At 41.6% G+C, this 26,839-nt stretch carries 25 protein-coding genes and 1 other RNA gene; 21 read left to right on the top strand and 5 right to left on the bottom strand.

The genetic code is table 11. The features are described from left to right. Nucleotides 1-190: 190 nt before the first annotated feature. Together pbp1a and recU are read right to left on the bottom strand one after the other, a co-directional pair. Nucleotides 191-2,302, bottom strand: coding sequence for a penicillin-binding protein PBP1A (gene pbp1a / locus DW738_RS09925; RefSeq protein ID WP_023022333.1), 2,112 nt, complete (start codon nucleotides 2,300-2,302; stop codon nucleotides 191-193). Beyond that, on the bottom strand, nucleotides 2,303-2,896 hold the full coding sequence (gene recU, locus DW738_RS09920) for a Holliday junction resolvase RecU (RefSeq protein ID WP_023022335.1): 594 nt from the start codon (nucleotides 2,894-2,896) through the stop codon (nucleotides 2,303-2,305). It abuts the gene before it with no gap. A 66-nt stretch (nucleotides 2,897-2,962) separates the two neighbouring features. Here recU and DW738_RS09915 point away from each other — a divergent pair, with 66 nt between their 5' ends. From DW738_RS09915 to DW738_RS09895, 5 genes are all read left to right on the top strand, one after another. Next, the gene (locus tag DW738_RS09915; protein ID WP_023022337.1) at nucleotides 2,963-3,490 is read left to right on the top strand and encodes a DUF1273 domain-containing protein; all 528 of its coding nucleotides are present in this window, start codon (nucleotides 2,963-2,965) and stop codon (nucleotides 3,488-3,490) included. A gap of 69 nt (nucleotides 3,491-3,559) precedes the next feature. After that, nucleotides 3,560-3,904, top strand: a complete 345-nt coding sequence (gpsB, locus tag DW738_RS09910; protein WP_023022338.1) for a cell division regulator GpsB — start codon at nucleotides 3,560-3,562, stop codon at nucleotides 3,902-3,904. 22 nt (nucleotides 3,905-3,926) lie between these two features. After that, nucleotides 3,927-4,292: RNase P RNA component class B (gene rnpB / locus DW738_RS09905), an RNA gene on the top strand. A gap of 64 nt (nucleotides 4,293-4,356) precedes the next feature. Next, on the top strand, nucleotides 4,357-5,529 hold the full coding sequence (locus DW738_RS09900; protein ID WP_123160913.1) for a class I SAM-dependent RNA methyltransferase: 1,173 nt from the start codon (nucleotides 4,357-4,359) through the stop codon (nucleotides 5,527-5,529). Beyond that, on the top strand, nucleotides 5,526-6,968 hold the full coding sequence (locus DW738_RS09895) for a cell division site-positioning protein MapZ family protein (RefSeq protein ID WP_120701195.1): 1,443 nt from the start codon (nucleotides 5,526-5,528) through the stop codon (nucleotides 6,966-6,968). The genes DW738_RS09900 and DW738_RS09895 overlap by 4 nt, the downstream gene beginning before the upstream one ends. Nucleotides 6,969-7,164: 196 nt before the next feature. Here DW738_RS09895 and DW738_RS09885 read toward each other — a convergent pair whose 3' ends face one another. Continuing rightward, on the bottom strand, nucleotides 7,165-7,647 hold the full coding sequence (locus tag DW738_RS09885; RefSeq protein WP_120701193.1) for an S-ribosylhomocysteine lyase: 483 nt from the start codon (nucleotides 7,645-7,647) through the stop codon (nucleotides 7,165-7,167). 269 nt (nucleotides 7,648-7,916) lie between these two features. Between DW738_RS09885 and DW738_RS09880 the strand changes: the two genes are divergently transcribed. From DW738_RS09880 to DW738_RS09820, 13 genes are all read left to right on the top strand, one after another. Further along, nucleotides 7,917-9,524 (top strand): ribonuclease Y, encoded by a 1,608-nt coding sequence (locus DW738_RS09880; RefSeq protein ID WP_120701192.1) that lies wholly within the window; start codon nucleotides 7,917-7,919, stop codon nucleotides 9,522-9,524. 196 nt (nucleotides 9,525-9,720) lie between these two features. Then, nucleotides 9,721-10,350, top strand: a complete 630-nt coding sequence (gene gmk, locus DW738_RS09875) for a guanylate kinase (RefSeq protein WP_123160912.1) — start codon at nucleotides 9,721-9,723, stop codon at nucleotides 10,348-10,350. A 28-nt stretch (nucleotides 10,351-10,378) separates the two neighbouring features. Then, nucleotides 10,379-10,693: a DNA-directed RNA polymerase subunit omega gene (gene rpoZ, locus DW738_RS09870; RefSeq protein ID WP_042361373.1), complete on the top strand. Its 315-nt coding sequence runs from the start codon at nucleotides 10,379-10,381 to the stop codon at nucleotides 10,691-10,693. A 62-nt stretch (nucleotides 10,694-10,755) separates the two neighbouring features. Continuing rightward, complete coding sequence (locus tag DW738_RS09865) at nucleotides 10,756-13,143, top strand: primosomal protein N' (protein ID WP_123160911.1); 2,388 nt, start codon at nucleotides 10,756-10,758, stop codon at nucleotides 13,141-13,143. Between the two features lie 11 nt (nucleotides 13,144-13,154). After that, entirely contained in the window at nucleotides 13,155-14,090 is a 936-nt protein-coding gene (gene fmt, locus DW738_RS09860) for a methionyl-tRNA formyltransferase (protein ID WP_117745178.1), read from the top strand. Beyond that, nucleotides 14,080-15,393, top strand: coding sequence for a 16S rRNA (cytosine(967)-C(5))-methyltransferase RsmB (gene rsmB, locus DW738_RS09855; RefSeq protein ID WP_123160910.1), 1,314 nt, complete (start codon nucleotides 14,080-14,082; stop codon nucleotides 15,391-15,393). The genes fmt and rsmB overlap by 11 nt, the downstream gene beginning before the upstream one ends. A gap of 21 nt (nucleotides 15,394-15,414) precedes the next feature. Next, nucleotides 15,415-16,155 carry a Stp1/IreP family PP2C-type Ser/Thr phosphatase gene (locus DW738_RS09850; protein ID WP_023022352.1) on the top strand — a complete coding sequence of 247 codons (741 nt, stop codon included), beginning with the start codon at nucleotides 15,415-15,417 and terminating at the stop codon, nucleotides 16,153-16,155. Next, nucleotides 16,152-18,023 carry a Stk1 family PASTA domain-containing Ser/Thr kinase gene (gene pknB / locus DW738_RS09845; RefSeq protein WP_123160909.1) on the top strand — a complete coding sequence of 624 codons (1,872 nt, stop codon included), beginning with the start codon at nucleotides 16,152-16,154 and terminating at the stop codon, nucleotides 18,021-18,023. The genes DW738_RS09850 and pknB overlap by 4 nt, the downstream gene beginning before the upstream one ends. Before the next feature lie 130 nt (nucleotides 18,024-18,153). Then, complete coding sequence (gene liaF / locus DW738_RS09840) at nucleotides 18,154-18,849, top strand: cell wall-active antibiotics response protein LiaF (RefSeq protein ID WP_123160908.1); 696 nt, start codon at nucleotides 18,154-18,156, stop codon at nucleotides 18,847-18,849. Next, nucleotides 18,846-19,865 carry a sensor histidine kinase gene (locus DW738_RS09835; protein WP_023027739.1) on the top strand — a complete coding sequence of 340 codons (1,020 nt, stop codon included), beginning with the start codon at nucleotides 18,846-18,848 and terminating at the stop codon, nucleotides 19,863-19,865. The genes liaF and DW738_RS09835 overlap by 4 nt, the downstream gene beginning before the upstream one ends. Next, nucleotides 19,843-20,475, top strand: coding sequence for a response regulator transcription factor (locus DW738_RS09830; protein WP_042361376.1), 633 nt, complete (start codon nucleotides 19,843-19,845; stop codon nucleotides 20,473-20,475). Before DW738_RS09835 ends, DW738_RS09830 begins: the two co-directional genes overlap by 23 nt. A 44-nt stretch (nucleotides 20,476-20,519) precedes the next feature. After that, on the top strand, nucleotides 20,520-21,926 hold the full coding sequence (locus tag DW738_RS09825; RefSeq protein WP_042361377.1) for a Cof-type HAD-IIB family hydrolase: 1,407 nt from the start codon (nucleotides 20,520-20,522) through the stop codon (nucleotides 21,924-21,926). Beyond that, on the top strand, nucleotides 21,923-22,291 hold the full coding sequence (locus DW738_RS09820) for a S1 RNA-binding domain-containing protein (RefSeq protein WP_123160907.1): 369 nt from the start codon (nucleotides 21,923-21,925) through the stop codon (nucleotides 22,289-22,291). The genes DW738_RS09825 and DW738_RS09820 overlap by 4 nt, the downstream gene beginning before the upstream one ends. A gap of 51 nt (nucleotides 22,292-22,342) precedes the next feature. On the opposite strand, the gene cysK is transcribed toward DW738_RS09820, so the two are convergent. Both cysK and DW738_RS09810 read right to left on the bottom strand, forming a co-directional pair. Continuing rightward, the gene (gene cysK / locus DW738_RS09815; RefSeq protein WP_123160906.1) at nucleotides 22,343-23,272 is read right to left on the bottom strand and encodes a cysteine synthase A; all 930 of its coding nucleotides are present in this window, start codon (nucleotides 23,270-23,272) and stop codon (nucleotides 22,343-22,345) included. A 91-nt stretch (nucleotides 23,273-23,363) separates the two neighbouring features. Then, entirely contained in the window at nucleotides 23,364-23,996 is a 633-nt protein-coding gene (locus tag DW738_RS09810; RefSeq protein ID WP_023027744.1) for a YigZ family protein, read from the bottom strand. A gap of 55 nt (nucleotides 23,997-24,051) precedes the next feature. Here DW738_RS09810 and DW738_RS09805 point away from each other — a divergent pair, with 55 nt between their 5' ends. The 3 genes from DW738_RS09805 to raiA all read left to right on the top strand — a co-directional run bounded on the left by DW738_RS09805 (nucleotide 24,052) and on the right by raiA (nucleotide 26,652). After that, nucleotides 24,052-25,350 (top strand): DEAD/DEAH box helicase, encoded by a 1,299-nt coding sequence (locus DW738_RS09805; RefSeq protein WP_123160905.1) that lies wholly within the window; start codon nucleotides 24,052-24,054, stop codon nucleotides 25,348-25,350. Nucleotides 25,351-25,412: 62 nt separating this feature from the next. After that, the gene (locus DW738_RS09800; protein ID WP_006596831.1) at nucleotides 25,413-26,018 is read left to right on the top strand and encodes a ComF family protein; all 606 of its coding nucleotides are present in this window, start codon (nucleotides 25,413-25,415) and stop codon (nucleotides 26,016-26,018) included. Nucleotides 26,019-26,106: 88 nt separating this feature from the next. Further along, nucleotides 26,107-26,652: a ribosome-associated translation inhibitor RaiA gene (raiA, locus tag DW738_RS09795; RefSeq protein ID WP_023022375.1), complete on the top strand. Its 546-nt coding sequence runs from the start codon at nucleotides 26,107-26,109 to the stop codon at nucleotides 26,650-26,652. Nucleotides 26,653-26,839 lie beyond the last annotated feature (187 nt).

The raw sequence follows: 26,839 nt of genomic DNA, 5'->3' as shown, positions 1-26,839 counted from the left end.
GACAGAAATCGGTAATTGGTTAGAATTCGATTTCGTCGTCCCACCTCCGCACAGTTGAGTAGGGCTGTAAAAGCTGATGGAATCAGCGTAGTAGAGCCCACTCAACCACTGCGTCTTGCTCGACAATCCAAAGAAAATTGAGAGGCTAGGACTTTTGTCCTAGCCTCTTTATTTATATCGTGTAGTCTAATTAGTGATTTTGCTCATTCTCTTTAGAAGATGATTCTGTATGTTCAGAATTTTCCTCTGAGCTAGATGAACTAGAGCTTTCCTCTGTTGATTCACTCGTTTCTTCAGCTGTATAGCTTGGCTCATAATAGTAGTAGTTGTTCTTACCGTTGTTAAGGTAGAGATAAGAACCACTACGGTAAACACCACTTGGTTGAATCCAATCTGTTCCACCAGAATCGTATTGTTCATATAAGTATAGCATCATTTGTTTATAAACATCTGTTGCAACTTTGATTCCATCGTCCAGAACTGGGGTCAAGCGGTTGGTATATCCTGTCCAAACAGCCATAGCATACTGAGTTGTATATCCTACAAATAATTCGTCTGGTGTCACAATGCTTGAATATCTGTACTCTTTTGTGAGTTTCTTCAATTCATTGTCTGCATAGTTAGAAGTACCAGTTTTACCAGCATGATAAAGGCCAGGGATATTCGCATTGTATCCTGTACCAGCTGTGATAACCGATTTCAACATATCTGTCATCATGTAAGCCGTGGTTTCTTTCATCACTCGTGTTCCAGAGGTTTCAAAGTTCTTCGTTGTACCATCGCTAAAGACAACCCGATTCACATATTGAGGTTTGTAATAGGTACCTCCATTGGCGAAGGTTGCATAAGCAGCAGCCATTTTCTCGCTGCTAGCCCCGTATTTGTTGCTAGAGTCACTCGTGTTACTTGAGATGGCATTTGCATACACCATTTCTGGATAATTGATTCCCATGTTGCTTAAGAATTTCTGAGCCTTCTTCAAACCAACCTTTTCAAGAGCCCTGACTGCAGGGACGTTACGAGATTGTTGGAGAGCATAAACCATGCTGATATTGCCATAGTACTGTCTATCCCAGTTATAAATTTGTGTATTTGTACCTGGGAAGTTGTACGGTGTATCAGGAATGGTTACTCCAGTGGAGCTATATTCTTCATGTTCAATCGCGGGAGCATAGTCTGAGATAGGTTTCATTGTAGAACCCCAATCTCGGTTCGTTTCGACTGCTTGGTTGGTACCGAAGGATACATTAGATGACTGATGACGGGATCCCAACTGAGCAATGACTTTTCCGTTTGTCACGTCGATGATAGTAGAAGCAACTTGCAACTCATTATCTGGATAATTGACATATTCGTCAGAATTGTAAATATCCCAAAGACGTTTTTGAGCTGCGGTATCAACGTTGGTGTAGACATCCATACCAGTTGTCAAGACATTGTAGCCTGTCTCTTCTTCGACTTGTTGGATGACTTCTTTGAGGTAGTTATCCATATAAGCTGGATAGTTGCTTGAGCCGGTTAGACTTTGTAAGCCATCTGTAACAGGTGTATTGACGGCACTTTCGTACTGCTCATTTGAAATAGACTTCATGTCCAACATTTCTTTGAGAACTAGATTTCGGCGTTGGAGAGCAGCTTCCGGATTGGTATAAGGGTCATATTGGTTCGGTGCCTGAGGCATTCCAGCCAATAGGGCTACTTGTGGAAGAGAAAGATCCTTTAAGTCTTTTGCATAGTAGCTACGAGCAGCTGTTTGCATCCCGTAGTTTCCGTTAGACATGTAAACTTTGTTGATGTAGTAGGTCAAAATCTCTTGTTTGGTTGCTTTTTGTTCCAATTGAGTAGCAAGCCAAGCTTCTTGGATTTTCCGAGATAAGGTTTGGTCGGCCGAAGAAGTAGAGAAGTAAGTGAGCTTGATCAACTGCTGTGTGAGAGTAGATCCTCCTTGGCGCCCTCCTCGGAGGTTGCTGAAGAAGGCTCCCCCGATACGAATAAAGTCTATCCCTCTGTGGTTGAAAAAGCGATGGTCTTCAATCGCCACAATCGCGTTGACCAAGTCGGTTGGGATTTCATTTGTTTTTACATTAATTCGTTTTTCAGCACCCAAGTCTGCAATCAGATTGTTTTGATTGTCATAGATTTTACTGGATGTCGTTGCGACCAGGTCTTTCTCAGAAAGAGTCGGTGCTTTTGCAGCATAATATCCAAATACCAATCCACCCAGGATAAGTAAAAGGAAAAATAAGGAAATAGCTGCAATCGCCGCATATTTTAACCACTGGATAACTGTTTGTTTGTTCATTTAATTACCGCCTAGTAGATTCTGTTCGATAATATCGAGATAAGGGACGCTTGGAAGGCGATCTGTCTCGATACGATAACCATTTTCCTGTATAAAGGTCAAGGGCATAGATTTACTGCCGTGATCAATGTTGTAAAAGTCGATTAAGGAAGGAGCGGGCAGTAGATAGGTCTCATTGAGCTTTGCAAAATGCAAGAGCACAAAACAAATTCCTCCCTGTTGAAGGACTGCAGCCATGTGATCAATCTGGTGCTGATGAAAGTTTTTCATCGGCATGGATTGTTTCTGCTGAGTCTCTTTTGCTTCAAAATCAATATAGTGTCCCTTGTAAACACCAGAATAGTCTGTAGTAGACGCCTGGCGAAAATAAGCTTCTACAATCTTTGCCCGACTGCGATGAGGATAGTCTACCTTTACAATCTGGATGGGGGTCGGCTTTTTATGAATAACCGCTAGCCCTCTGGAAAGGTAGTAGTGATTGCTCTCATTAATCATTTTTTCAAATGTCATCCCCCGATTGGCAAAGTTTACACTTTGCTTCCTCTGGATGGGCGAAGAAGATTTCTTGCTAAGTTTGTGAGGATAGTTGACCATAATTCTCCTTATTGGTACAATTACATCACTCTATTATATCACAAAAAGAAGAAGGGAGGGGAAATAATGAATAGTTTACTGATTACAGGTTATAAGGCATTTGAATTGGGAATTCTGACAGCTAAGGATCCTAGACTACCAATCATTAAAGAGGCGATTCGCAGGGATTTAGTCCGTTTTTTGGAAGAGGGAGTCAAGTGGTTAATTTTCACGGGGAATCTAGGTTTTGAAGCTTGGGCCTTAGAGGTTGCTCAGGAATTAAGAAAAGATTACGAGATACAGTTGGCCACGATTTTTATGTTTGAAAACCAAGGAGAGAACTGGAATGAGGCCAATCAAGAAGTCCTTAGTCGCTTTAAACAGGTTGATTTTGTCAAGTATGCCTATCCCTCTTATAGCCAGCCAGGTCAGTTCAAAGAATACAATACATTTTTGTTAGAAAATACAGATGCTGCTTATTTATTTTATGATCCAGATCATGAAACAAATCTCAAATATCTTTACAAAATGATGCTAGAAATGGATCAGTATCATGTCAAAAGATTAAACTTTGATGACTTGAATGAAGTAGCAGAAAAAATTTACGAAAAATAAGTGGTTTACCTTGATTTTTTCCTCTCATTTTTTATATAATGATTATGATTAACTAGAACGGAGAGAATGATGGCAAGTATTATTTTTACTGCGAAAGATATTTTTGATCAAGATTTCAAAAAAGAAGTTCGTGGATTTAGTAAAGTTGAGGTAAATGAGTTCTTGGATGATGTCATCAAAGACTATGAAACCTATGCTGCCTTAGTCAAGGAATTGAAAGAAGAAAATGCTCGGCTCCGTGAAGAATTAGCTAATAAAACGAGCCAAGTAACTCCGAGTCCATCAGTTCCTGAGTCTACTCCAAAGCATGAGTTTCCTCAGGTCACTACTACGACAAACTTCGATATTTTGAAACGCTTAAATCGTCTAGAAAAAGAAGTCTTCGGAAAACAAGTCGTTGATCGTGATTTTTAAGATATAACATATGAATCGTGCAATTTTTGGATAATCGCGTGAGAGCTTTCTCTCATGAGGAAAGTCCATGCTAGCACAGGCTGTGATGCCTGTAGTGTTTGTGCTAGGTGAATCCATAAGCCTAGGGACTTGATGTTCAAGTTACGGCGAGCGAACGGGCTAAGTCTTAGGATAAGTTCTACTAGCTCTGAAAGTGCCACAGTGACGTAGTTTTTAGGGAAACCTAAAAAGTGGAACGCGGTAAACCCCTCAAGCTAGCAACCCAAACTTTGGTCGGGGCATGGGATGCATGGAAACGAACATAGCATTCTGACTGGAAACAGTAGACAGATGATTATCGAAGGAAATGGTACCTAGTCATTTCTGGAACAAAACATGGCTTATAGAAAATTGCATATAGGTGGCGAGGGGGAGAGAAATCTCAACCTCCTTTTTTAAACAATGGGGAATAAATGAAAAAACAATTTGAATTAATTGCGACAGCTGCTGCTGGATTAGAAGCAGTAGTTGGGCGTGAATTGCGTGAGCTAGGCTACGATTGCCAAGTGGAAAATGGACGGGTTCGTTTCAAAGGCGATGTTCGTGCGATCATCGAAACCAATCTTTGGTTGCGTGCCGCTGATCGAATTAAGATCGTCGTAGGATCTTTTCCTGCCCGCACCTTTGAAGAACTCTTTCAAGGAGTTTTTGCCTTGGATTGGGATCAATATCTCCCTTTAGGAGCGCGTTTCCCTATCTCAAAAGCAAAATGCGTCAAATCCAAACTGCATAACGAACCGAGTGTACAAGCTATTTCGAAAAAGGCAGTTGTTAAAAAGTTGCAAAAACACTATGCTCGTCCGGAAGGCGTTCCATTGATCGAAAATGGAGCAGAATTTAAAATTGAAGTTTCTATCTTGAAGGACCAAGCGACTATTTTAATTGATACCACTGGCAGTAGCCTGTTTAAACGAGGTTATCGGACTGAAAAGGGTGGGGCACCCATCAAGGAAAATATGGCGGCAGCCATTCTTCAACTTTCTAATTGGTATCCAGATAAGCCCTTGGTTGATCCGACTTGTGGATCAGGGACCTTCTGTATCGAAGCGGCTATGATGGCTCGCCAGATAGCGCCAGGCTTGAGACGGACCTTCTCTTTTGAAGAATGGAATTGGGTAGATGATCGCCTGATTCAAGAAGTGCGTACAGAAGCTACTAAAAAGATAAATCGTGATCTCGTTCTAGACATCATGGGGACGGATATCGATGCGCGGATGGTCGAGATTGCTAAAGAAAATGCTCAAAAAGCAGGAGTTGCGAGCGATATCACCTTTAAGCAAATGCGGGTCCAAGATTTGCGTTCGGATAAGATCAATGGGGTCATCGTCTCCAATCCACCTTATGGTGAACGCTTATCCGATGATGCAGGGGTGACAAAATTGTATGCTGAAATGGGAGAGGTCTTTGCGCCATTGAAGACTTGGAGCAAATTTATCCTGACCAGCGATGAAAATTTTGAAAAGAAATTTGGGCGACAAGCGGATAAAAAACGAAAATTATATAACGGAACCTTAAAGGTTGATTTGTATCAGTTCTTTGGGGAGCGAGTGCGTCGACAAGCGACTAGTGAGAAAGGAAACATATGACAAAAGAAGATAAACAGCAGTTGGGTCAAGAGGCAGAGTCAGTTCTTGATTTTAAGGATGCAAAAGAGATGACGATTGGTCAAGCGAACCGTAAAGCTGAAGAAATCGAAGCAGGAGTCAAGGAAACAGACAACGTCCTCGATAAATACATCAAACAGCACCGTGACGAAATCGAAGCTCATAAGTTTGATACGATCGTCATGAAGAAGGAAATGCTGGCAGATGCAGAGGCGACAGCCACTGTAGAAGCAACGGAGGCAATTCCAAACGAAGAGGCTGTGGAAGAAGTAGCACCGTCTGAAGCAACTCAAAAAGAAGTTGCGTCTACTCGCATTCCAGATCCAATTCCTGGGGAACTCCCTGCAAAAATTAAGTTTGGTCCAGAGCCAACAGAACCATATGTGGATGATGACATTGAGATTCCTGAAGAACCGAAAAAAAGCCGGGTAAAACCAATCTTACTTTCAGTTTTAGCTCTGACAGCAGTTGCTACAGCCAGTTGGTTGTCTTATCAATGGATCCGTAACCAGTCTAAAGGGGAAACAACAGTCGTCTCTTCTAGCTCGTCAAAGAAAAAGTCATCCAGCTCTTCTTCGTCAACCAGTGCTAATACAGAGGCTTTGCTGAAGGACTTTAATGATCAGTATGCAGCCTTCTTTACAGATGATACGCAGACGAAGTTGAAAAATGATTCTTTTGGTAATTTGGAAAAACTGAAAGTAAGTTTAGAAAAATTGAAAGATACCAAGGAATACGATGCAGCAAAGAGCAAATACGATGAATTGGTGAAGCAAGTTTCTGCTATTCAAACAGTCAACTCTCAATTTACTAGCCCAGTTATTAAGGATGGGGCTATCGATACCAAGGCGCAGGTAAAGAGTGATGCAGTATTTTCAGATGTGTCGACGTCTAATACACAACTGAACCAATTGTTGAAGGATGCTGCTTCTCAAGGTCGCTCACAACAAGTTGCCACTCCAGCCCCTGTGACAGATGGTGGTGGCAGTGTTACGGGCGGAAGCGCAGCTTCTTCTGGAACGGTAACAAGTCCAACTCCTACTCCAGCTCCAGTTCCAGCTACTGAAGGGAATACGACAGGTGGAGTGAATCCAGGTTATTCTGGCTTCGGTCTTCAAAGCACTGGTGTGCCTCTTCAACGAAACTTGAGCCGGGTACCATACAACCAGGCGGCGCTTGACGATATAAACAATCCTGCATGGACCTTTAACCCTGGTATCTTGGAGAAGATTCTGAAAATCGCTCGGGAACGTGGCCATATCGTTGGGGATCAATACATTTTGGAACGCGTGAATATTATCAACGGCAATGGATATTACAACCTCTTTAAGCCAGATGGTACTTACTTATTTAGTATCAATGCTAAAACAGGCTACTTTGTCGGAAACGGAAAAGGCCATTCCGATGCATTGGATTATTAAGAACTAAAAAAGTAGGCTGGGACAAAAGTCCCAGCCTCTCAATTGTCTTTGGATTGTCGAGCAAGACGCAGTGGTTGAGTGGGCTCTACTACGCTGATTTCATCAGCTTTTACAGCCCTACTCAACTGTGCGGAGGTGGGACGACGAAATCGAATTCTAACGAATTACCGATTTCTGTCCCACTCTCTTTACTTTTTTATACGATATGGCGTGTGAATGGATCGTCAGAAATGCCTTGTTCAAGAATCAGTTTGCACCACTCTTTAGCAGAGAAGAGACTGTGGTCTTTATAGTTTCCACAAGACTCAATCGTCGTTCCTGGAACGTCTTCCCAGCTAGTTGCTTCAGCAATTTCCTCTAAGGAAGATTTAATCACTTGTGCAATGGTTTTTGGATCGTGCTGTCCCCACATAATCATATGGAATCCGGTACGACATCCAAAAGGTGAACAATCAATCATCCCATCAATGCGTTTGCGAATCAACATAGCCAAGAGGTGCTCAATTGTATGTAAACCAGCAGTCGGGATAGAGTCTTCATTTGGTTGAACCAAGCGGATATCATAGTTTGAGATGACATCTCCTTTTGGCCCTATTTCCTCTCCGATTAGGCGGACGTAAGGGGCTTTTACAGCAGTGTGGTCAAGTTCGAAACTTTCCACAATAACTTCTTTAGTCATGTATCTTCCTCAATTCTTTTTTCTTGATTATAGCACAATTGGCGGTGGAAGAAAATACAAGAAAGGAGGGAGGGAAGTGGCCCTTAAAATAAGGTCCAGAAACTTATTTTTTAGGGAGTTTCTCATTAGAATCAAAGGAAAGAAGCATTTGAATAATAGCAAAAATAGATTGGTTTTCGCTAGAAAATTTGTTTGTTAATTTTGTAAAAATATGATAAAATAATAAAGAATTTTTCAATTCAACTATTCATTAGATTAGGGGTAAAAACATGGAATTTGGAATTGCAATTGTTTTTGCCGCAATCATTGGTTTAGTCATTGGATATGTAGGGATCTCAGTCAAGATGAAAGCATCTAAAGAAGCTGCAGAACTTACTCTTTTAAATGCTGAACAAGAAGCAACGAATTTACGTGGACAGGCAGAGCGTGAAGCTGATTTGATTTTGAAAGAAGCTAAGCATGAGTCTAGTTCACTTAAAAAAGAAGCACTTTTGGAGGCAAAGGAAGAAGCCAGAAAATATCGAGAAGAAGTCGATGCTGAGTTTAAATCAGAGCGTCAAGAATTAAAACAATTAGAGACCCGCTTAGCGGAACGTTCAAATAATCTTGATCGCAAAGATGATATTCTTACGAGCAAAGAACAAACTCTTGAACAAAAAGAGCAAAGTCTTTCAGATAGAACTAAACACATTGATGCGCGTGAAGAACAATTACATGAGCTAGAAAAGAAAAAAGAAGAAGAATTAGAAAAAATTGCTTCTCTTACTCAATCGGAAGCACGTGATATTATCTTAACGCAAACAGAAGAACATCTTTCAAAAGAAATTGCAACTCGTATCCGAGATGCAGAAATGGAAATAAAAGAACGTTCAGACAAAGTTGCGAAAGATATCTTGGTTCAAGCCATGCAACGGATGGCAGGTGATTTTGTTGCAGAACAGACCAACTCAACGGTTCATTTGCCAGATGATGCGATGAAGGGTCGAATCATTGGTCGCGAAGGTCGAAATATTCGTACCTTTGAAAGCTTAACAGGTGTGGATGTTATTATTGACGATACACCAGAAGTGGTCACCTTGTCTGGATTTGATCCGATTCGTCGGGAAATTGCACGGATGACGATGGAAAGTCTATTGAAAGATGGTCGAATCCATCCAGCCCGTATTGAGGAGTTGGTAGAGAAGAACCGTCAGGAAATTGACCAACGGATTCGGGAATATGGGGAAGCGGCTGCTTATGAAATTGGAGCGCCAAACCTACATCCTGACTTGATGAAGATTATGGGGCGCTTGCAATTTAGAACCTCTTATGGTCAAAATGTTCTGCGTCACTCAATTGAGGTTGCTAAGTTATCTGGTATTATTGCTAGTGAACTTGGCGAAAATGCTACCTTGGCTCGTCGAGCTGGTTTCCTACATGATATTGGAAAAGCCATCGACCGTGAGGTAGAAGGTAGCCACGTAGAAATTGGAACAGAGTTGGCTCGTAAATACAAAGAGCATCCTGTTGTCGTTAATACCATTGCTAGCCACCATGGAGACGTTGAACCAGAAAGTGTCATTGCTGTTATTGTAGCAGTAGCGGATGCTTTAAGTGCGGCTCGTCCAGGTGCTCGTAGTGAGTCTCTCGAAAGCTATATCAAACGTCTTCAAGATCTTGAAGAAATTGCAAATAGCTTTAAGGGAGTCAAGACTAGCTTTGCCTTACAAGCAGGTCGTGAAATCCGAATTATGGTAAGCCCTGAAGAAGTGAAGGATGATAAGTTGACCATCTTAGCTCATGACATTCGTGAGAAGATCGAGTCTAACTTGGAATATCCTGGTAATATCAAGGTGAACGTTATTCGTGAATTGCGTGCCGTTGATTATGCAAAATAAAGCTTGCTAAAATATGAAAAGATAGTCAGCAAAGACGACAAGGTCTTGGTTGACTATTTTTTATTTTGTTCCATGATGAAAAAAGAAAATCATTATTTCGTCTAGAAGGGGTTAGGAGCCTTGTCTCTAGGAAAAATCTGTTGAAAAATCTTTCTATTTTTGTTACACTAGATAGAAAGATAGCGAAGGAGACAAAATGGCGGATCGAGGATTATTAATCGTTTTCTCAGGGCCCTCAGGTGTTGGGAAGGGGACGGTTAGACGCGAGATTTTTGAAAGCTCAGACAATCAATTTCAATACTCAGTATCGATGACAACACGTGCACAACGCCCTGGTGAAGTGGACGGAGTAGACTATTTCTTCCGTACACGTGAAGAATTTGAGGAGTTGATTCGTCAAGGTCAAATGCTCGAATATGCTGAATATGTAGGTAATTATTATGGGACTCCCTTGTCCTATGTGAACGAGACCCTCGATAAGGGGATCGATGTCTTCCTTGAAATCGAAGTGCAGGGTGCTTTGCAGGTGAAGAAAAAGGTGCCAGATGCCGTCTTCATTTTCTTGACTCCTCCCGATTTGGATGAGTTGCAAGATCGTTTGGTTGGACGTGGCACGGATAGTGCGGAAGTGATTGCCCAACGGATCGAAAAGGCCAAAGAAGAAATTGCCTTGATGCGTGAGTATGACTATGCCATTGTCAATGACCAAGTGCCTCTGGCTGCGGAACGTGTCAAACGTGTGATTGAGGCGGAACATTTCCGTGTTGATCGGGTGATTGGTCACTACCAAGAAATGCTTCCCAAAGCCACTCAAGTGGTACGATAATTTAGAATAGAAATTAGGTAAAAAGATTATGATGTTAAAACCATCCATTGATACATTGTTGGATAAAGTACCGTCAAAATACTCATTGGTTATTCTTGAAGCCAAACGAGCTCATGAGTTAGAGAGTGGTGCAAGTCCCACTCAAGAATTTCAATCCGTAAAATCTACCTTGCGTGCCTTGGAAGAGATTGAATCAGGAAATGTGGTGATTCACCCAGATCCAGAAGCCAAGCGCGAAGCGGTTCGTCGTCGAATCGAAGCAGAACGCTTGCGTAAAGAAGAAGAAGAGCGTAAAATTAAAGAACAAATCGCAAAAGAAAAAGAAGATGGGGAAAAAATTTAAGGTTGGGTTCGCTCAATCTTATTTTTTGCTATTTAGCACTAGGGCAGGAAGGAGGTGGAGACATGCTTGCACAAGTTATCGTTGATGTTCCCTTGATGCAAACGGATAAACCCTATAGTTACCAAGTACCGGAAGAGTTTTCTCCATTCTTGGAAAAAGGAATGCGGGTGCATGTTCCGTTTGGAAAGGGAAATCGGCTCATTCAAGGAATTGTGGTTGGCTTAGAGGAAACCACTCTAGCAGCTCAAGATCAAGAATTAAAAAGTATTGTGGAAGTCTTAGACTACCAACCGGTTCTAGGAGAGGAGCAATTTTGGCTAGCAGATCAATTGCGAAAGACAGTTTTTGCCTACAAAATTACCCTCTTGAAAGCCATGCTACCGAGTGTTTTAAATTCTTCCTATGATAAAATTCTCCATCCGACAGAACGATTATCGCCAGAAGATCGAGAGGATATTTTTGGAACAGCGACTAGCTTAGCCTTTTCTTCTTTAGATATTGAAGCCCCACGGATGATGCGATTGACTCGTAAGGGAGAGTTGGAAGTAGAGTACCAAGCGGTGGATCGTAAACATATCAAAACAGAAAAATGGTATCGGGTAAATCATCTCTTACTTGAAAACTTGGACATCGCCAAGAATGCTAAAAAACGCTTAGCCTTGCGAGACTTTGTCCAAGGGCAGGAAGAGGAAGCGCCTTTAAGTAATTTGTTGGCAGAATTCTCTCGTCCAGTGGTGAATTATTTCATTGATCAAGGTGCCTTGCTTGTGTTTGAAAAGGAAGTCAATCGTGCGGCAGCCTACTTTAAGGACAAGGAGTCGACGGAGGCCTTGATTTTGAATGCTGAACAAGAAGGAGCAGTTCAAGCAGTAACGAGCAAAATTGGCCAAGCTTCCAAACCTTTTTTGTTAGAAGGAGTGACAGGAAGTGGGAAGACAGAGGTGTACCTTCAAATCATTCAAGAGGTGCTAGAAAAGGGAAAAACAGCTATTATGCTGGTTCCTGAGATTTCCTTGACACCTCAAGTGACGGATCGCTTCATTTCTCGCTTTGGAGATCGGGTAGCCATCCTCCATTCCGGTCTATCCAACGGTGAAAAATACGATGAGTGGAGACGTGTTGAACGTGGAGAAGCTCAAGTGGTCGTAGGAGCGCGGTCTGCCATCTTTGCACCTCTGAAGAACCTAGGGGCCATTATTATCGATGAAGAACATGAGGCTACCTATAAACAAGATAGCAATCCTCGTTATCATGCGCGTGAGGTTGCCCTGCTTCGGTCTCAGTACCACCAGGCTGTTTTGGTCTTGGGATCGGCAACCCCCAGCCTAGAAACGCGGGCCCGTGCAGGAAAAGGAGTCTATGAATTTCTTCAACTGACCCAACGGGCTAATCCGCTTGCCCGCATTCCAGAAGTAGAGGTAATCGATTTTAGAGACTATATTGGCCAGCAAGAATCCGGAACCTATACACCTAAGTTGCTTGAGGCGATTGCAGAACGATTGCAACGAAAAGAACAAGTTGTCCTCATGCTCAATCGCCGGGGTTATTCCAGCTTTGTCATGTGTCGCGAGTGTGGTCAGGTAGATACCTGCCCGAATTGTGATATCTCCTTGACCCTCCATATGGACACCAAGACCATGGATTGCCACTATTGCAACTACCGTAAGCCAATCCCAACAGTCTGCCCTAATTGCCAAAGTCGATCCATTCGTTATTACGGGACGGGGACCCAGAAAGCTTACGATGAGCTACAAGAAATTTTCCCTGAAGCCCGCATTTTGCGGATGGATGTCGATACCACTCGGAAAAAAGGGAGTCACGAAGCTTTGTTGGACCAGTTTGGTCAAGGACAAGCCGATATTTTACTGGGGACCCAGATGATCGCCAAAGGTTTGGATTTTCCAAATGTAACGCTAGTCGGTGTCCTCAATGCTGATACAGCCCTAAATTTGCCTGATTTTCGCTCGTCAGAGCGGACCTTCCAACTCTTAACCCAGGTGGCAGGACGGGCTGGTCGTGCGGATAAAGAAGGACAGGTTCTGATCCAGACCTATAATCCTCATCATTATGCCATTGAATATGCGAAACGCCAAGATTACGAAGGTTTTTATGCCTATGAAATGAAGGTCCGCCACCAATTGGGCTATCCACCTTATTATTACACTGTAGGTTTGACCCTTTCTCACAAACAAGAAGAGGTCGTGGTTAAAAAAGCTTATCAGGTGATGGACCTGTTGAAAGCAGGTCTATCAGACCAAGTCCAAATCTTGGGACCAACGCCAAAACCGATTGCTCGTACGCATAATTTATTCCATTATCAGATCCTGCTGAAGTACCGGTTTGAAGACCAGTTGCCACAAGTCTTAAATCAGATTTTGGACTATACTCAAGAGCGGGAAAATCAAGATCTTCGGGTCAGCATTGACAATGAACCGCAAAGTTTTATGTAGAAGGAGAAAAAATGACAAAAATACTATTTATGGGAACGCCTGATTTCTCGGCTACAGTTTTAAAAGGCTTGATTTCTGACGAACGCTATGAGATTCTAGCCGTTGTGACTCAACCAGATCGGGCAGTTGGTCGGAAAAAAGAAATTCGGATGACGCCGGTAAAAGAAGTGGCTTTAGAAGCAGGCTTACCAGTCTACCAGCCGGAAAAACTATCTGGAAGCCAGGAGTTAGAAGATTTATTAGCTTTGGGGGCAGATGGGATCGTCACAGCAGCCTTTGGACAATTCTTGCCGAGTCGTTTGTTAGAGGCGATGAAGTTTGCTGTCAACGTGCATGCTTCCCTTCTTCCAAAATACCGTGGTGGAGCTCCTATCCATTATGCCATCATGAATGGGGATAAAGAAGCTGGTGTGACCATCATGGAAATGGTCAAAGAGATGGATGCCGGAGATATGATTTCCTCTCGCGCCATCCCTATTTTAGAAGAGGACAATGTGGGAACCATGTTTGAGAAGTTGGCTCTTGTCGGTCGGGATCTTCTCTTAGAAACCTTACCACCTTACCTTGCTGGAGAGCTTAAGCCACAAGCCCAGGATCCCAAACAAGTAACCTTCTCTCCCAATATCAAACCGGAAGAAGAACGCCTGGATTGGACGCGGACCAACCGTGAACTCTTTAACCAAGTTCGAGGCATGTATCCTTGGCCAGTTGCCCATACCTTATGGAAGGGGGAACGCTTCAAGGTTTACCAAGCAAAACCATGTGAAGGACAAGGAGAACCAGGAGAAATTTTGGCTCTCCATAAAAATGAAATCATTGTTGCGACGGGTGAGGGAGCCCTGGCCTTGACCCTGGTTCAGCCAGCTGGCAAACCTAAAATGGCTGTTGGAGATTTCTTAAATGGTTTAGGGCGACAATTGCAAGTAGGTGATCAATTTGGTAAATAAATTGCAGACTGCACGAGGGTTGGCCCTCTCTACCCTAGGAGAGATTTTCCAGGACGGTGCTTTTTCAAATATCGCCCTCAAAAAAGCTCTGGGAAAGGCAACTTTGTCAGAAGTGGATAAAAGTCTGGTGACTGAAATTGTCTATGGGACGGTTTCGCGTAAACTAACCTTGGAATGGTATCTATCGCACTTTGTCGCTGATCGAGACCAGATAGACCCATGGATTTATCATCTTTTATTGATGAGCCTCTATCAGTTCGTCTATCTTGAGAAGATTCCTCCCCATGCTGTTGTCCATGAAGCAGTAGAGCTTGCCAAGCAACGGAAGAAGGGGAGCGAAAAATATGTCAATGCTCTCTTACGGAAAATGCTACGAGAAGGGCTTCCGTCGATTGACCAGATTAAACGAGTCAACAAACGACTTTCGATCCGTTATTCACTACCGGTTTGGTTGGTGAAAAAGTTGCTTGATGAGTATGGGGAAAAGCGGGCAATCGCTATTTTTGAAAGTCTCTATGTTCGCAACAAGGCCAGTGTTCGAGTTGTTGACCTTGACCAAAAAGAAGACATCAAGGAACAGTTGCAGGCTTCAGATTCTCTGTTGGCCTCAACAGCTCTTGTAAAGGAAAACGGCTATTTTGCGGGCTCTGATTACTTCAAACAAGGAAAGATAACCATCCAAGATGAGACCAGTCAATTGGTAGCACCTGCTTTGGAAATTCAACCTACGGATCAGGTATTGGATGCCTGTGCAGCACCTGGGGGCAAGACCACTCATCTAGCTTCTTATCTAGTCGATGGGAAGATTACAGCCTTGGACTTGTACGATCATAAGCTCCAATTAATTCAGGAAAACGCGGAGCGTCTTGGAGTAGCAGATAAAATCCAGACAAAAAAACTGGATGCCAGCAAGGTATTTGAAGCTTTTGGGGCGGATGCCTTCGATAAAATCTTGGTAGATGCCCCTTGCTCTGGGATTGGTTTGATCCGCCGAAAGCCAGACATCAAGTATAATAAAGATAATGCTGACTTTGCGTCTCTGCAGGCGATTCAATTGGAAATATTGGATGGAGTTTGTCAAAGTGTACGGAAAGATGGTATAATAGTCTACAGTACATGCACAATTATAGGAGAAGAGAATTTTGATGTGGTTCACCAGTTTTTAGAAACCCATCCAAATTTTGAACTCGTGCCATTTAATCATGAACGAAAAGATATTCTGAAAGATGGTTGTATGTTAATTACACCAGAATTGTATGGAAGCGATGGTTTCTTTATTAGTCGTTTTCGAAGAATATCGTAATCTCAGGAGGATACGGACAGTATGGAAATTTCTATCTTAACCGATGTAGGTCAAAGACGGACAAATAACCAAGACTATGCAAATCAATATAAAAACAAAGCGGGAAAATCCATGATTTTTCTAGCTGATGGGATGGGGGGACATCGTGCTGGCAATATTGCGAGCGAGATGGCTGTTACAGATCTTGGCGCTGCTTGGGTAGCGACTGAAATCAGCACCATTAACGAAGTAAGAGAGTGGTTTGCAGAGAATTTGGAAAAAGAAAATCAGCAGATCCATCGCATTGGTCAAGATGAAGAACATAAAGGAATGGGAACAACGCTGGAAGCTCTTGCCATTATCGATGACCAAGTCTTATTTGCGCATGTAGGAGATTCCCGAATTGGACTCGTGCGTAATGGGGAATACCATCAATTGACCAATGACCATTCTTTAGTAAATGCCTTGCTCAAAGCTGGACAAATTACGGAAGAAGAGGCAGCTCATCATCCACAACGCAATATCATCACCCAATCTATTGGACAAAAGGATGAATTACAACCGGACTTTGGCATGCTTACGGTTGAAGCGGGAGATTTCATTGTTATCAATAGTGATGGATTAACCAATATGATCTCTGGTGATGAAATCCGTGATATCCTTGTCAGCGATTTATCGGTTGAAGAAAAGGCAAAAACCTTGGTTCGCTTTGCGAATAATGCTGGTGGTTTGGACAATATTACAGTTGTACTGATTCACTTTGCTGAGGAGGATATGGCATGATTCAAATCGGCAAAATTTTTGCCGGACGATATAAGATAATCCGCCAAATCGGGCGTGGAGGGATGGCAGATGTCTATCTCGCTCGGGATTTAATCTTAGATGGTGAAGAAGTTGCAGTTAAAGTACTGAGGACCAATTACCAAACAGATCCAATTGCAGTTGCTCGCTTCCAACGAGAGGCTAAAGCGATGGCAGATTTGGATCATCCAAATATCGTTCGGATCACGGATATCGGTGAAGAGGAAGGCCAACAATACTTGGCGATGGAATATGTCGCTGGCTTAGACTTGAAACGTTATATCAAGGAAAATGCTCCTCTTTCAAATGAAGAAGCCGTTCGCTTGATGGGGCAAATTCTTCTTGCTATGCGCTTGGCGCACACGCAAGGGATTATTCACCGTGACTTAAAGCCTCAAAACGTTCTTTTAACACCAGATGGAAATGCCAAGGTCTCTGACTTTGGGATTGCGGTAGCCTTTGCAGAAACGAGTCTCACTCAGACAAACTCTATGTTGGGATCGGTTCATTATTTGTCTCCTGAACAAGCTAGAGGATCGAAAGCTTCTGTTCAAAGCGATATTTATGCAATGGGGATTATATTCTACGAAATGCTGACGGGACATATCCCTTATGATGGGGATAGTGCAGTGACGATCGCGCTACAACATTTCCAAAAACCACTTCCGTCCATCATCGAAGATAATAAAAATGTTCCACAGGCCTTGGAAAATGTGGTTATTAAAGCAACAGCAAAGAAACTATCCGATCGCTATAAGTCGGTAGCTGAAATGTATGTTGACCTCTCTAGTTGCTTATCTTATGAGCGTCGTAACGAGAAAAAATTGGTCTTTGATGATGCTTCAAAAGCAGATACCAAAACCCTACCAAAGGTAAACGTGGTTCCAAAACCAACGCCACTTCCAACATCAGATGTTCGTCCGGTTGTTCATGAGGACCTACCAGGGGCTTCAGAGGATAGAACGGTTCCAGTTTCTCCAAAAAATAAGCCACGTCGTCGTTTGAGGACACGCTACAAAGTCTTGTTTGTTGCTTTAGCTTTGGTACTAGCTGCCTTTGCCTTTCTTCTTTATATGAGTCCAGCCAACAAAACAGTTCCGGATGTATCTGGAAAAACTGTTGCAGAAGCTCGTGCTATCATTGAAGATCAGGATCTTCAAGTTGGAGACGAAAAAGAAGAATACAGTGATTCTGTACTTGAGGGCTATGTGATTCGTACCAATCCAAATGCAGGAGCTCAGAAAAAAGAAAACAGCAAGGTTGATTTGGTTGTCTCGAAAGGACCAAGCACCTTTGATATGCCAGACTATACTGGTATGTCTAGAGAAAATGCAGAAAATGATCTGAAAACCAACTACAAGCTTTCTAGCAAACTCATTTCGATTGAAGAAGTCGAGACCAATGAAGTAGAACCAGGAATCGTTATTGAGCAATCTCCTGCTGCTGGTCAAAAATATGATTTGACTTCTAATACGAAGGTTGTTCTGAAAGTATCTAAGGAAAGTAATTCTATCGATTTACCAAGTTATGTCGGTTCTGATTATGAATTTGCTGTCTCTAATCTCGTTGAAATCTACGGGGTGAAGGAAGCAAATATTGAACGGAAGACCACATCGCATCTTCCAGCTGGAGTAGAAGTCTTACCAGGTCAAATTGTGAGTCAGACTCCGGAAGCTCAATCAAGCATCGATATTAAGAAGACTCGCATTGTCTTGACCGTGTACGAACCGAAGACGGAACCATCAAGTAGTACGAAAGCTTCAAGCAGTTCATCAGAAGGTTCAACCTCTACAACAGTGGAATCACATTCCAATACGGAATCCTCAGCTACCACTGAACCAGAACCTTAACGTGATGATCATATAAAACCAGACCAAATTGGTCTGGTTTTTTTAGTACAGAGAGAGTTGGGATGAATCCTTCTAGAGGCGGAAGCGAATCCCTTGGAATTTTGATAAAATAGAATGGAGAGGTTCAATTATGTGGAAGATTCAATTGTTTGTGTTTGTGGAAGCTTTGTTACTCACCATGGCTGCAATCACTATTTTAGCGGGAAATATATCTCGTATCGTCCTAATCGTGGTTCTTTGCTTACTTCTATTGTATTATTACATCGGAAAACAGCGGAGTAATTTTCTTTTAGTGGCATCCAGCATTCTGCTGTTTTTTATTGTCATGCTAAATCCCTATGTCATCGCTGCGCTTTTGTTTGCCGTAGTCTATGCCATGCTAGTGGCTTATCCTTATTTTTACCGTGAAAACGAAGAAGTGAAGATAGATTATGAGGAAGATGTAGAAATCCGACAAGAGAAAACGCCTTGGATTGGAGATCTGCATCATTTTTCAAAGGTAAACTGCCATTTTCGTGATTTAACGATTATACGTTTAGTCGGGAAGGATACGATTCACTTAGACGAAGTGATTGTAGTAAATCATGACAATGTCATCATCATGAGAAAGATGTTTGGCAATACGAAAATTATTCTGCCGGTGGATGTGGAGCTGAGCTTGCAGGTGAATACCTTGTATGGAGAATTGCGCCTCTTCTCTCAAAAACCTAGAAAATTGAGAAATGAGACAGTTAGCATGGAGACGCCAAATTATCGAAGTTCCCATCGGACAGTGAAGCTTGTTGTAGCAGGAATCGTTGGAGATGTGGAGGTGGTTAGAGGATGAAACGAACAGACTATCTTTTAATCTTCCTTTATACGGTCTTGATTCTAGCTGTTATTATCCATTCTATCTTTGGTCTCTTCGACTTTCAGTGGACTTATCTATTGGAAGATTTATCAAAGCTTCGTGCATTTCTGTTTATTGGCTTTGGATTGACGGTTGCTCTCACTATTTTGATGATTTTATTGATTAAATTGATTCAATTTACAATTATGAACACCGTCCAAAAAAACTTAAGAAGCTTACTCGAAGGTAAGAAGCTAAAACTTGGAGAAAACAAAGAGATTAATGAAGAATTTCAGCGCTTGGATAGGAAGCTTAAACGCCTGACAGAAAATTTGCAACGAACAGAAAATCGGGTCATGCAAAATGAAGAAGAGATTGTGGAAAGAGAACGCAGGCGAATTGCGCGAGATCTCCATGATACGGTGAGCCAAGAATTATTTGCAGCCAACATGATCTTGTCCGGTGTAGCCAGCCAGGATCAAGTTCTTCAACTTCCTAAGGTAGGACAACAGTTGAAGGGGGTTACAGAGATTCTAAATACTGCTCAAAATGATTTGCGAATTTTGCTACTACATTTGCGGCCGACAGAATTGGAAGGTCGGAACCTAGTAGAAGGAATGCAGGTAATTTTTAGGGAACTGCAAGAAAAGAGTAACTTAGAAGTTCATTTTGAACACGATGTTCAAAAATTACCTAAAGCAATTGAAGAGCATATTTTCCGGATTGTGCAAGAAGTGGTTAGCAATACATTGAAACATGCTCATGCCAAGCGATTAGATGTTTATCTATTGCAAGCAGAACAATCCCTCCATCTCAAGATAGCAGATGACGGGGTGGGCTTTGATCCAGAATCGCTGGGTGAACTAAGTTACGGTATGAAAAATATCCAAGATCGAGTGGATGATATGGCAGGAAGAATTAAAATTTTGACCAGTCCCAAAAAGGGAGTGGCCATTGATATCAAAGTGCCATTAGTAGAAGGAGAAAATGATGAAATTATTACTAGTAGATGATCATGAGATGGTCCGATTAGGATTGAAAAGTTATTTAAGTATGCAAGATGGGGTTGACCAAGTCCTAGAAGCCAGCGATGGTCAAGAGGGTGTTGAGTTGGCCTTGCAAGAGCGACCGGACGTTATTATTATGGATATTGTCATGCCCCATATGACCGGGATTGAAGCGACACTTGCTATCTTAAAAGAGTGGCCAGATGCAAAAATATTAATCCTAACGTCCTATCTAGACAATGAAAAAATCTACCCTGTCTTGGATGCGGGAGCCAAAGGTTATATGCTCAAAACTTCCAGTGCAGAGGAAATTCTTCGTGCAATCTACAAGGTGGAGCAGGGAGAGTTGGCGATTGAGACAGAAGTCAGCCAAAAAGTAGAGTATCGAAAAAATCACGTGGAACTCCATGATGACCTGACCGCGCGTGAACGAGATATCTTGGCTTTACTAACCAAGGGGTACGAAAATCAACGGATAGCTGATGAATTATTCATTTCATTAAAAACAGTCAAGACCCATGTGTCGAATATATTGTCAAAATTAGAAGTGAGCGATCGTACCCAAGCAGTAGTTTATGCCTTCCAACATCACTTGGTCTCTCAGGAAGATTTTTAGTCAAAAACATGCTATAATAGACAGCATACTAAATGGAGACCAACATGGATGCAAAAACACGCTACAAAGCGAAAAAGATTAAAATAGTATTTTTTGATATTGACGATACCTTACGAAATGTTGAGACAGGCTATGTTCCAGCTTCGATCACCAGAGTATTCTCTCAATTACGAGAAAACGGAATTTACACAGCTATTGCTAGTGGACGAGGGATTTTTGGAGTGCCAGAAGAAATCAAGGCTCTCCAACCGGACTTCTATGTCACTCTGAATGGCTCCTACGTGATTGATCGTAAGGAAAATGTCATTTATGAAGAAAGGGTGCCAAATCCACTGGTTCAAGATTTTATTGCTTGGACCAAGCAAGTTGGAATTCATTATGGTTTGGTTGGGAGTCATCAAGCAGCCCTGTCTATTCGGACGGAAGAGATGAGCCAGGCTATTGATCCTATCTATCCAAATTTACCAGTGGATCCTGATTTTGCTACTAAGCATTCTATCTATCAAATGTGGACCTTCGAGACTGGTGAAGCATTCGATGCTCTCCCAGAGGATTTGGCACAAGAATTGCGTTTGGTTCGCTGGCATCCAATTTCATCTGATGTTGTCTTAAATCAGCAATCCAAAGCCCATGGTGTCTCAAAGGTAGTAGAAAAACTGGGGCTCAAACCAGAAAATGTCTTAACATTTGGGGATGGATTGAACGACATAGAATTATTTGACTATGCTGGTTTAGCGATTGCCATGGGAAATGCCCAGGAAGCATTAAAAGCTAAAGCAGATTATGTCACAAAAAATTTAGAAGAAGATGGCATTTTACATGCCTTAGAGGAGTTAAAAATGGTTGAAAAAGAATTGCATTTACCACAAACAAAAATGGATCAGGAAACAGGACCAATTGCGACGATTCATACCAACTATGGAGATCTGAAGATTCGTCTCTTCCCTGATCAAGCACCAAAAACCGTTGCAAACTTTATTGCGCTTGCGAAAGATGGCTATTACAACGGAGTGATTTTCCACCGCATCATTAAAGATTTTATGATCCAAGGTGGCGACCCAACTGGAACAGGAATGGGCGGAGAATCCATCTACGGAGAGTCTTTTGAAGATGAATTCTCTGAAGAATTGTACAATATCCGTGGTGCGCTATCTATGGCCAATGCTGGACCAAATACCAATGGCAGTCAATTCTTCATTGTTCAAAACCAACACCTTCCATATTCTAAAAAGGAAATCGCCCGTGGTGGGTGGCCTGAAGCTATTGCAGAAATTTATGCAGAAGAAGGAGGAACTCCTCATTTGGACCGTCGTCACACAGTATTCGGTCAGTTGATGGACGAAGCTTCTTATCAAGTATTGGATGCAATTGCTGCAGTCGAGACAGGTGCCATGGACAAACCCAAAGAAGATGTGGTGATGGAATCGATTGATATTGAGGGAGACGCATGAGAATCGGGGATAAACTGAAGGGTGTTGTGACAGGGTTGCAACCTTATGGAGCCTTTGTTGAATTAGAGACAGGGGTAACCGGTTTAATCCATATTTCTGAAATCCGCAGTGGATATATCGACAACATTCATGATATCTTAAAAATTGGGGATCAAGTTTGTACCCAGATTATCGATATTGATGAATACTCTGGGAAGGCTAGCTTGTCTCTTCGTACCTTAGAAGCTGGGAACAGAAAGCAGTTTCGACATCATCGTTTTTCTAATGATCGCCATAAGATTGGTTTTACTCCTTTAGCCAAGCAATTACCTATTTGGATTAAAGAAAGTAAAGAATTTTTGAGTGACACTAGTCAAGGAAAATAAAAATTTGTTTCTGCAGATAGAAGAAAAAGAGGCTACATCGTAGCCTCTTTCTTATTCTTGATCAAAATCGTAAAGGGTAGTTGAAAGGTAACGTTCTCCATTATCCGGTGCCAAAGCCAAGACTTTTTTACCAGCTCCAAGCTCTTTAGCGACTTCAATTGCTGCATAGATAGCGGCAGCAGATGAAATTCCAACTAAGAATCCTTCTTTTCCACCAATGTAGCGACCTAATTCTAAAGCTTGTTCAGAAGTGACGCGGATTACGCCATCATAAGAATTGGTATCCAGCGTTTCTGGAATGAAACCTGCTGACAATCCTTGGATTTTGTGAGGTCCTGGTTTTTCGCCAGAAAGAATCGCTGATTCATCTGCTTCAACGGCATAGACTTGGACAGCTGGGTTGACTTTTTTCAAGGCATGAGAAACACCTGAAATAGTTCCACCAGTTCCAACACCACTGACGTAAGCATCCAATCCATTTGGCCCAAAAGCTTCTAAAATTTCTTGTCCTGTTGTTGCTTCATGGACTTCTGGGTTGGCGCTATTGTTAAATTGGAGGGGAAGGAAACCGTTTCGTTCTGCAGCGATTTCTTCTGCTTTAGCGATAGCTCCTTTCATTCCTTCGCTACCTGGAGTTAAGACAAGTTCTGCTCCATAAGCTTGAATGATTTTCCGACGTTCAACACTCATGGTTTCAGGCATGACGATGACGACTTTATACCCTTTGGCAGCTCCGACCCATGACAAACCAATTCCTGTATTTCCGCTGGTTGCTTCAACGATAGTAGAACCAGGTTGAAGCAGACCATCTCGTTCTGCTTTTTCAATCATGCTAAGAGCAATCCGGTCTTTGACAGATGAACCAGGGTTGAAGGCTTCTAGTTTAACATAGACATCAGCAGCCCCTTCAGGTACCAAGTGGTTCAATTTTACAATAGGTGTTTTTCCGATTAATTCTGTAATATTTTCATAGATTGGCATACGATATACACTCCTTTGTTAGTGTATCCAGTATACCGCCAGTAATCCGGTTTGTAAAATATAAAAAAGCTATCAATGTGATAGCCTTTTTTTATAACTGGATAGGAACTTCCACTTCCTTTAGCCCCTGATCACTAATCTCAACTTTTCCATGGTAAAAATCAATCAGGTCTGCAATCACATCTTCTTTTTGCTCTTTATCTACATAAATCAGACTAAAGACAGCATCGGTGAAGTCTGTCTGAAATTCTGCTAATTGGTGAGCGGATAGAAAGTTCACAAACTCTTGGTATTGGGGATAAGTCAAGGTAATCCCTAACCCAACTTGCTCCTTGATTTCAACGAGACCGATTTCTTTCACAGCCTGAGCGACGCTACCGGCATAAGCACGGATCAGACCGCCTGCGCCGAGCTTGATCCCACCAAAATAACGAGTGACAACGCAGCAGACATTGGTCAACTCATGATTTTCTAGCACACCTAGCATGGGAACGCCGGCAGTACCACTCGGTTCTCCGTCGTCGCTGGTCCGTTTGATCTCAAACTGTTGGCCTATGACAAATGCGGAGCAATTGTGAGTTGCTTTGTAATGTTCTTTCTTGACAGCAGCTATAAAGTCGCGAGCTTCCTCTTCAGTATAGACCCGTTTAACATGGCAAAGAAAGCGAGATTTTTTAATTTCTTCTTGGACGAGGCCGTCCTCTTTAAATGTCTTGTATTCCATACACTTATTTTACAAAAAAACTCGCAAAACTGCGAGTTTTTACGAATATATAAGTATGAAAGTTGAAGATTGTTATGGAAGGTTGTTCACCCAAGAACAACTAGAGGTGGAACTGCTTGGACAAGCCCAAGAACTGCCAGCTATGGTAGAGGAAAAGACGGGCTTGTTTTGTAATCGGTGTGGGACTAAGATTGATAAAAGCAAATGGAAACTACAGATAGGAAGCTACTATTGTAGAGCCTGCATTCAATTAGGAAGAGTTAGGAGCGACCAAGTACTCTATTACTTTCTCCAGCAAGCCTTTCCGCAGGAAGAAGTCCTAAGATGGCAGGGGAGCTTGACGCCATTTCAAAGTCGGGTTTCTCAAGAGTTGGTTCAATCCTTAACAGATAGAAAGCCTATGATGGTACACGCAGTTACAGGAGCAGGTAAAACGGAAATGATGTACCAAGTGGTGGCGGAAGTGATAAAAAAGGGGAGATGTGTTTGCATTGCTACACCAAGGATTGACGTGTGTATTGAATTATATAAGCGAATGACAAAGGACTTTTCCTGCCCCATCTCCTTGTTGCACGGTGATTCAGAAGCTTATTTCCGAACGCCTCTAGTCATATCCACCACACATCAACTACTAAAATTTTATCAAGCTTTTGACCTCCTCATCATCGATGAAGTCGATGCCTTTCCTTTTGTTGATAACCCTGTTCTCTACCATGCCGTTTCAAATGCCGTAACCAAGAATGGAAAGCTCATCTATTTGACAGCTACCTCAACAAAAGAGTTAGATAAAAAGGTCAAAAAACAGGAAATAAACCGCGTTAGCCTACCCAGACGCTTTCACGGAAACCCTCTAGTAATTCCTAGAAAAGTATGGCTAAAAGATCTACGAAAGAAAGTAGAAAAGAAGCAAGTACCAGGGAAGTTACTCAGACTAATAAAGGAGCAACGAAAAACAAGCTTTCCACTGATCTTATTTGTATCAGAGATTGAATTAGGAGAAAAGCTCCTTAACCTCTTAAGACAGAACTTCAAGGATGAAATCATCGAACTGGTGACCTCTAAAACAGAAAATAGGTTAGAACTGGTAGAAAAATTTCGCAACCAAGAAATTACCATTCTTGTTTCAACGACAATTCTGGAAAGGGGAGTCACCTTCCCTAAAGTAGATGTGCTTGTGATTGAGGCCAATCATCGGCTGTTCACTAAGAGCGCCTTGGTTCAAATCGCTGGTCGTGTAGGAAGAAGTATGGAAAGACCCACAGGCGAATTGCTTTTCCTAGCAGAAGGAACCAGCCAAGAAATGACAAAAGCTATTAAAGAAATAAAAGAAATGAATCGGGAGGCAGGATTTTGAGTCACTGTCTGTTATGTGATCAAGAGCTATCCAAACAAGAATCATTAAGGGATCTCATCCTAATGAAAAAAGAGAATCTCACTATGTGTGACAACTGTAAAAACAAGTTTGAACCAGTTAGTGAAGCTAGTTGCAAGACTTGTTGTAAAAAAAGTTCAGAGACTTCTTGTGAAGATTGCCAAGAGTGGGAACGAAAAGGGAAAAGCGTAAACCATAAAGCACTTTACTATTATAATGAAGAAATGAAGGAATATTTTCAAAAATACAAATTCCAGGGAGACCAACTGTTAGCATGTCTCTTTGCTGAGGAAATAAAGGTAGAGCTTAAAAAGTATAAAGGATATACCATTGTACCAATTCCTTTAAGTGACGAGAGAAATGAGAAGAGAGGGTTTAATCAGGTAACAGCCATCCTAGAGTCAGCAGGAATTCCTCATCAACACCTATTGATAAAAAAGAATACAAAAGCCCAATCACAGAAAAATAAAAAGGAAAGATTAAAAACAGAACAAGCTTTTAGACGAAAAGAGTTTGAAAACAAAAGCTGGCCAGAGAAAATAATGATAGTGGATGATATCTACACAACAGGAGCAACAATAGAAAGAGCTAAAGAAATGTTGAATGTAAATGGGGTGAAAGAAATAAGATCTTTTACATTAGCAAGATAGAATATTCAAAAATATATTTGCAAAAATAAAATGAAAGCGTTATAATGTAGATATAAAAAGAAAAAACGTTTAGAAAGAAGGTACTTATATGATTAAATATAGTATCCGTGGTGAAAACCTAGAAGTAACAGAAGCCATTCACGACTATGTCGTTTCTAAACTCGAAAAAATTGAAAAATATTTTCAAGCAGAGCAAGAATTGGATGCACGTGTAAATCTAAAAGTTTATCGTGAAAAAACTGCAAAAGTTGAAGTCACGATTCCGCTTGGTTCTATTACACTGCGTGCAGAAGATGTTTCTCAAGATATGTATGGATCTATTGACTTGGTAGTTGACAAGATTGAACGTCAAATTCGTAAGAATAAAACAAAGATTGAAAAGAAAAATCGTAGTAAATCTGCAACTAGCAAAATCTTTACAGAAGCTTTAGTAGAAGAAAGTGTTGCATTGGAAAAAGTTGTCCGTACAAAAACGATTGACATTGAACCAATGGAATTAGATGAAGCGATTCTTCAAATGGAACTATTGGGACATGACTTCTTCATCTACAAGGATGTGGAAGACAATACAACTAACGTTATTTACCGTCGCGAAGATGGAGATATTGGACTTCTTGAAGTTAAAGACAAATAAGTTAACACAGTCAGAAAGCTCCTGTAGAATATACAGGAGCTTTCTATATATAGGAAATAAATAGTCGCAAATCAAAAAAATAACAAAAAAAATAAAAAAATAGAAAAAAGATATTGACAAGTAGTTTTGGTCGTGATATACTAATATAGTTGTCGCGCGAGAGCGACAAAGACCTTTGAAAACTGAA

It is taken from the genome of Streptococcus sp. AM28-20, assembly GCF_003603595.1.
GTDB classification, from domain to species: domain Bacteria; phylum Bacillota; class Bacilli; order Lactobacillales; family Streptococcaceae; genus Streptococcus; species Streptococcus ilei.
The sequence above is the reverse complement of the archived record's forward strand: the minus strand, read 5'-3'. Positions and strand labels throughout refer to the sequence as shown.

Excerpts from the sequence above, each read along its gene's own strand:
- DW738_RS09825 (WP_042361377.1), top strand. The coding sequence starts at position 20,520 with ATGGATGCAAAAACACGCTACAAAGCGAAAAAGATTAAAATAGTATTT.
- DW738_RS09900 (WP_123160913.1), top strand. The coding sequence starts at position 4,357 with ATGAAAAAACAATTTGAATTAATTGCGACAGCTGCTGCTGGATTAGAA.
- rpoZ (WP_042361373.1), top strand. The coding sequence starts at position 10,379 with ATGATGTTAAAACCATCCATTGATACATTGTTGGATAAAGTACCGTCA.
- DW738_RS09830 (WP_042361376.1), top strand. The coding sequence starts at position 19,843 with ATGAAATTATTACTAGTAGATGATCATGAGATGGTCCGATTAGGATTG.
- DW738_RS09805 (WP_123160905.1), top strand. The coding sequence starts at position 24,052 with ATGAAAGTTGAAGATTGTTATGGAAGGTTGTTCACCCAAGAACAACTA.
- fmt (WP_117745178.1), top strand. The coding sequence starts at position 13,155 with ATGACAAAAATACTATTTATGGGAACGCCTGATTTCTCGGCTACAGTT.
- DW738_RS09810 (WP_023027744.1), bottom strand. The coding sequence starts at position 23,996 with ATGGAATACAAGACATTTAAAGAGGACGGCCTCGTCCAAGAAGAAATT.
- DW738_RS09850 (WP_023022352.1), top strand. The coding sequence starts at position 15,415 with ATGGAAATTTCTATCTTAACCGATGTAGGTCAAAGACGGACAAATAAC.
- cysK (WP_123160906.1), bottom strand. The coding sequence starts at position 23,272 with ATGCCAATCTATGAAAATATTACAGAATTAATCGGAAAAACACCTATT.
- DW738_RS09880 (WP_120701192.1), top strand. The coding sequence starts at position 7,917 with ATGGAATTTGGAATTGCAATTGTTTTTGCCGCAATCATTGGTTTAGTC.
- DW738_RS09820 (WP_123160907.1), top strand. The coding sequence starts at position 21,923 with ATGAGAATCGGGGATAAACTGAAGGGTGTTGTGACAGGGTTGCAACCT.
- pknB (WP_123160909.1), top strand. The coding sequence starts at position 16,152 with ATGATTCAAATCGGCAAAATTTTTGCCGGACGATATAAGATAATCCGC.
- DW738_RS09835 (WP_023027739.1), top strand. The coding sequence starts at position 18,846 with ATGAAACGAACAGACTATCTTTTAATCTTCCTTTATACGGTCTTGATT.
- DW738_RS09895 (WP_120701195.1), top strand. The coding sequence starts at position 5,526 with ATGACAAAAGAAGATAAACAGCAGTTGGGTCAAGAGGCAGAGTCAGTT.
- gpsB (WP_023022338.1), top strand. The coding sequence starts at position 3,560 with ATGGCAAGTATTATTTTTACTGCGAAAGATATTTTTGATCAAGATTTC.
- recU (WP_023022335.1), bottom strand. The coding sequence starts at position 2,896 with ATGGTCAACTATCCTCACAAACTTAGCAAGAAATCTTCTTCGCCCATC.
- DW738_RS09915 (WP_023022337.1), top strand. The coding sequence starts at position 2,963 with ATGAATAGTTTACTGATTACAGGTTATAAGGCATTTGAATTGGGAATT.
- liaF (WP_123160908.1), top strand. The coding sequence starts at position 18,154 with ATGTGGAAGATTCAATTGTTTGTGTTTGTGGAAGCTTTGTTACTCACC.
- raiA (WP_023022375.1), top strand. The coding sequence starts at position 26,107 with ATGATTAAATATAGTATCCGTGGTGAAAACCTAGAAGTAACAGAAGCC.
- DW738_RS09800 (WP_006596831.1), top strand. The coding sequence starts at position 25,413 with ATGAAAAAAGAGAATCTCACTATGTGTGACAACTGTAAAAACAAGTTT.
- DW738_RS09865 (WP_123160911.1), top strand. The coding sequence starts at position 10,756 with ATGCTTGCACAAGTTATCGTTGATGTTCCCTTGATGCAAACGGATAAA.
- pbp1a (WP_023022333.1), bottom strand. The coding sequence starts at position 2,302 with ATGAACAAACAAACAGTTATCCAGTGGTTAAAATATGCGGCGATTGCA.
- gmk (WP_123160912.1), top strand. The coding sequence starts at position 9,721 with ATGGCGGATCGAGGATTATTAATCGTTTTCTCAGGGCCCTCAGGTGTT.
- DW738_RS09885 (WP_120701193.1), bottom strand. The coding sequence starts at position 7,647 with ATGACTAAAGAAGTTATTGTGGAAAGTTTCGAACTTGACCACACTGCT.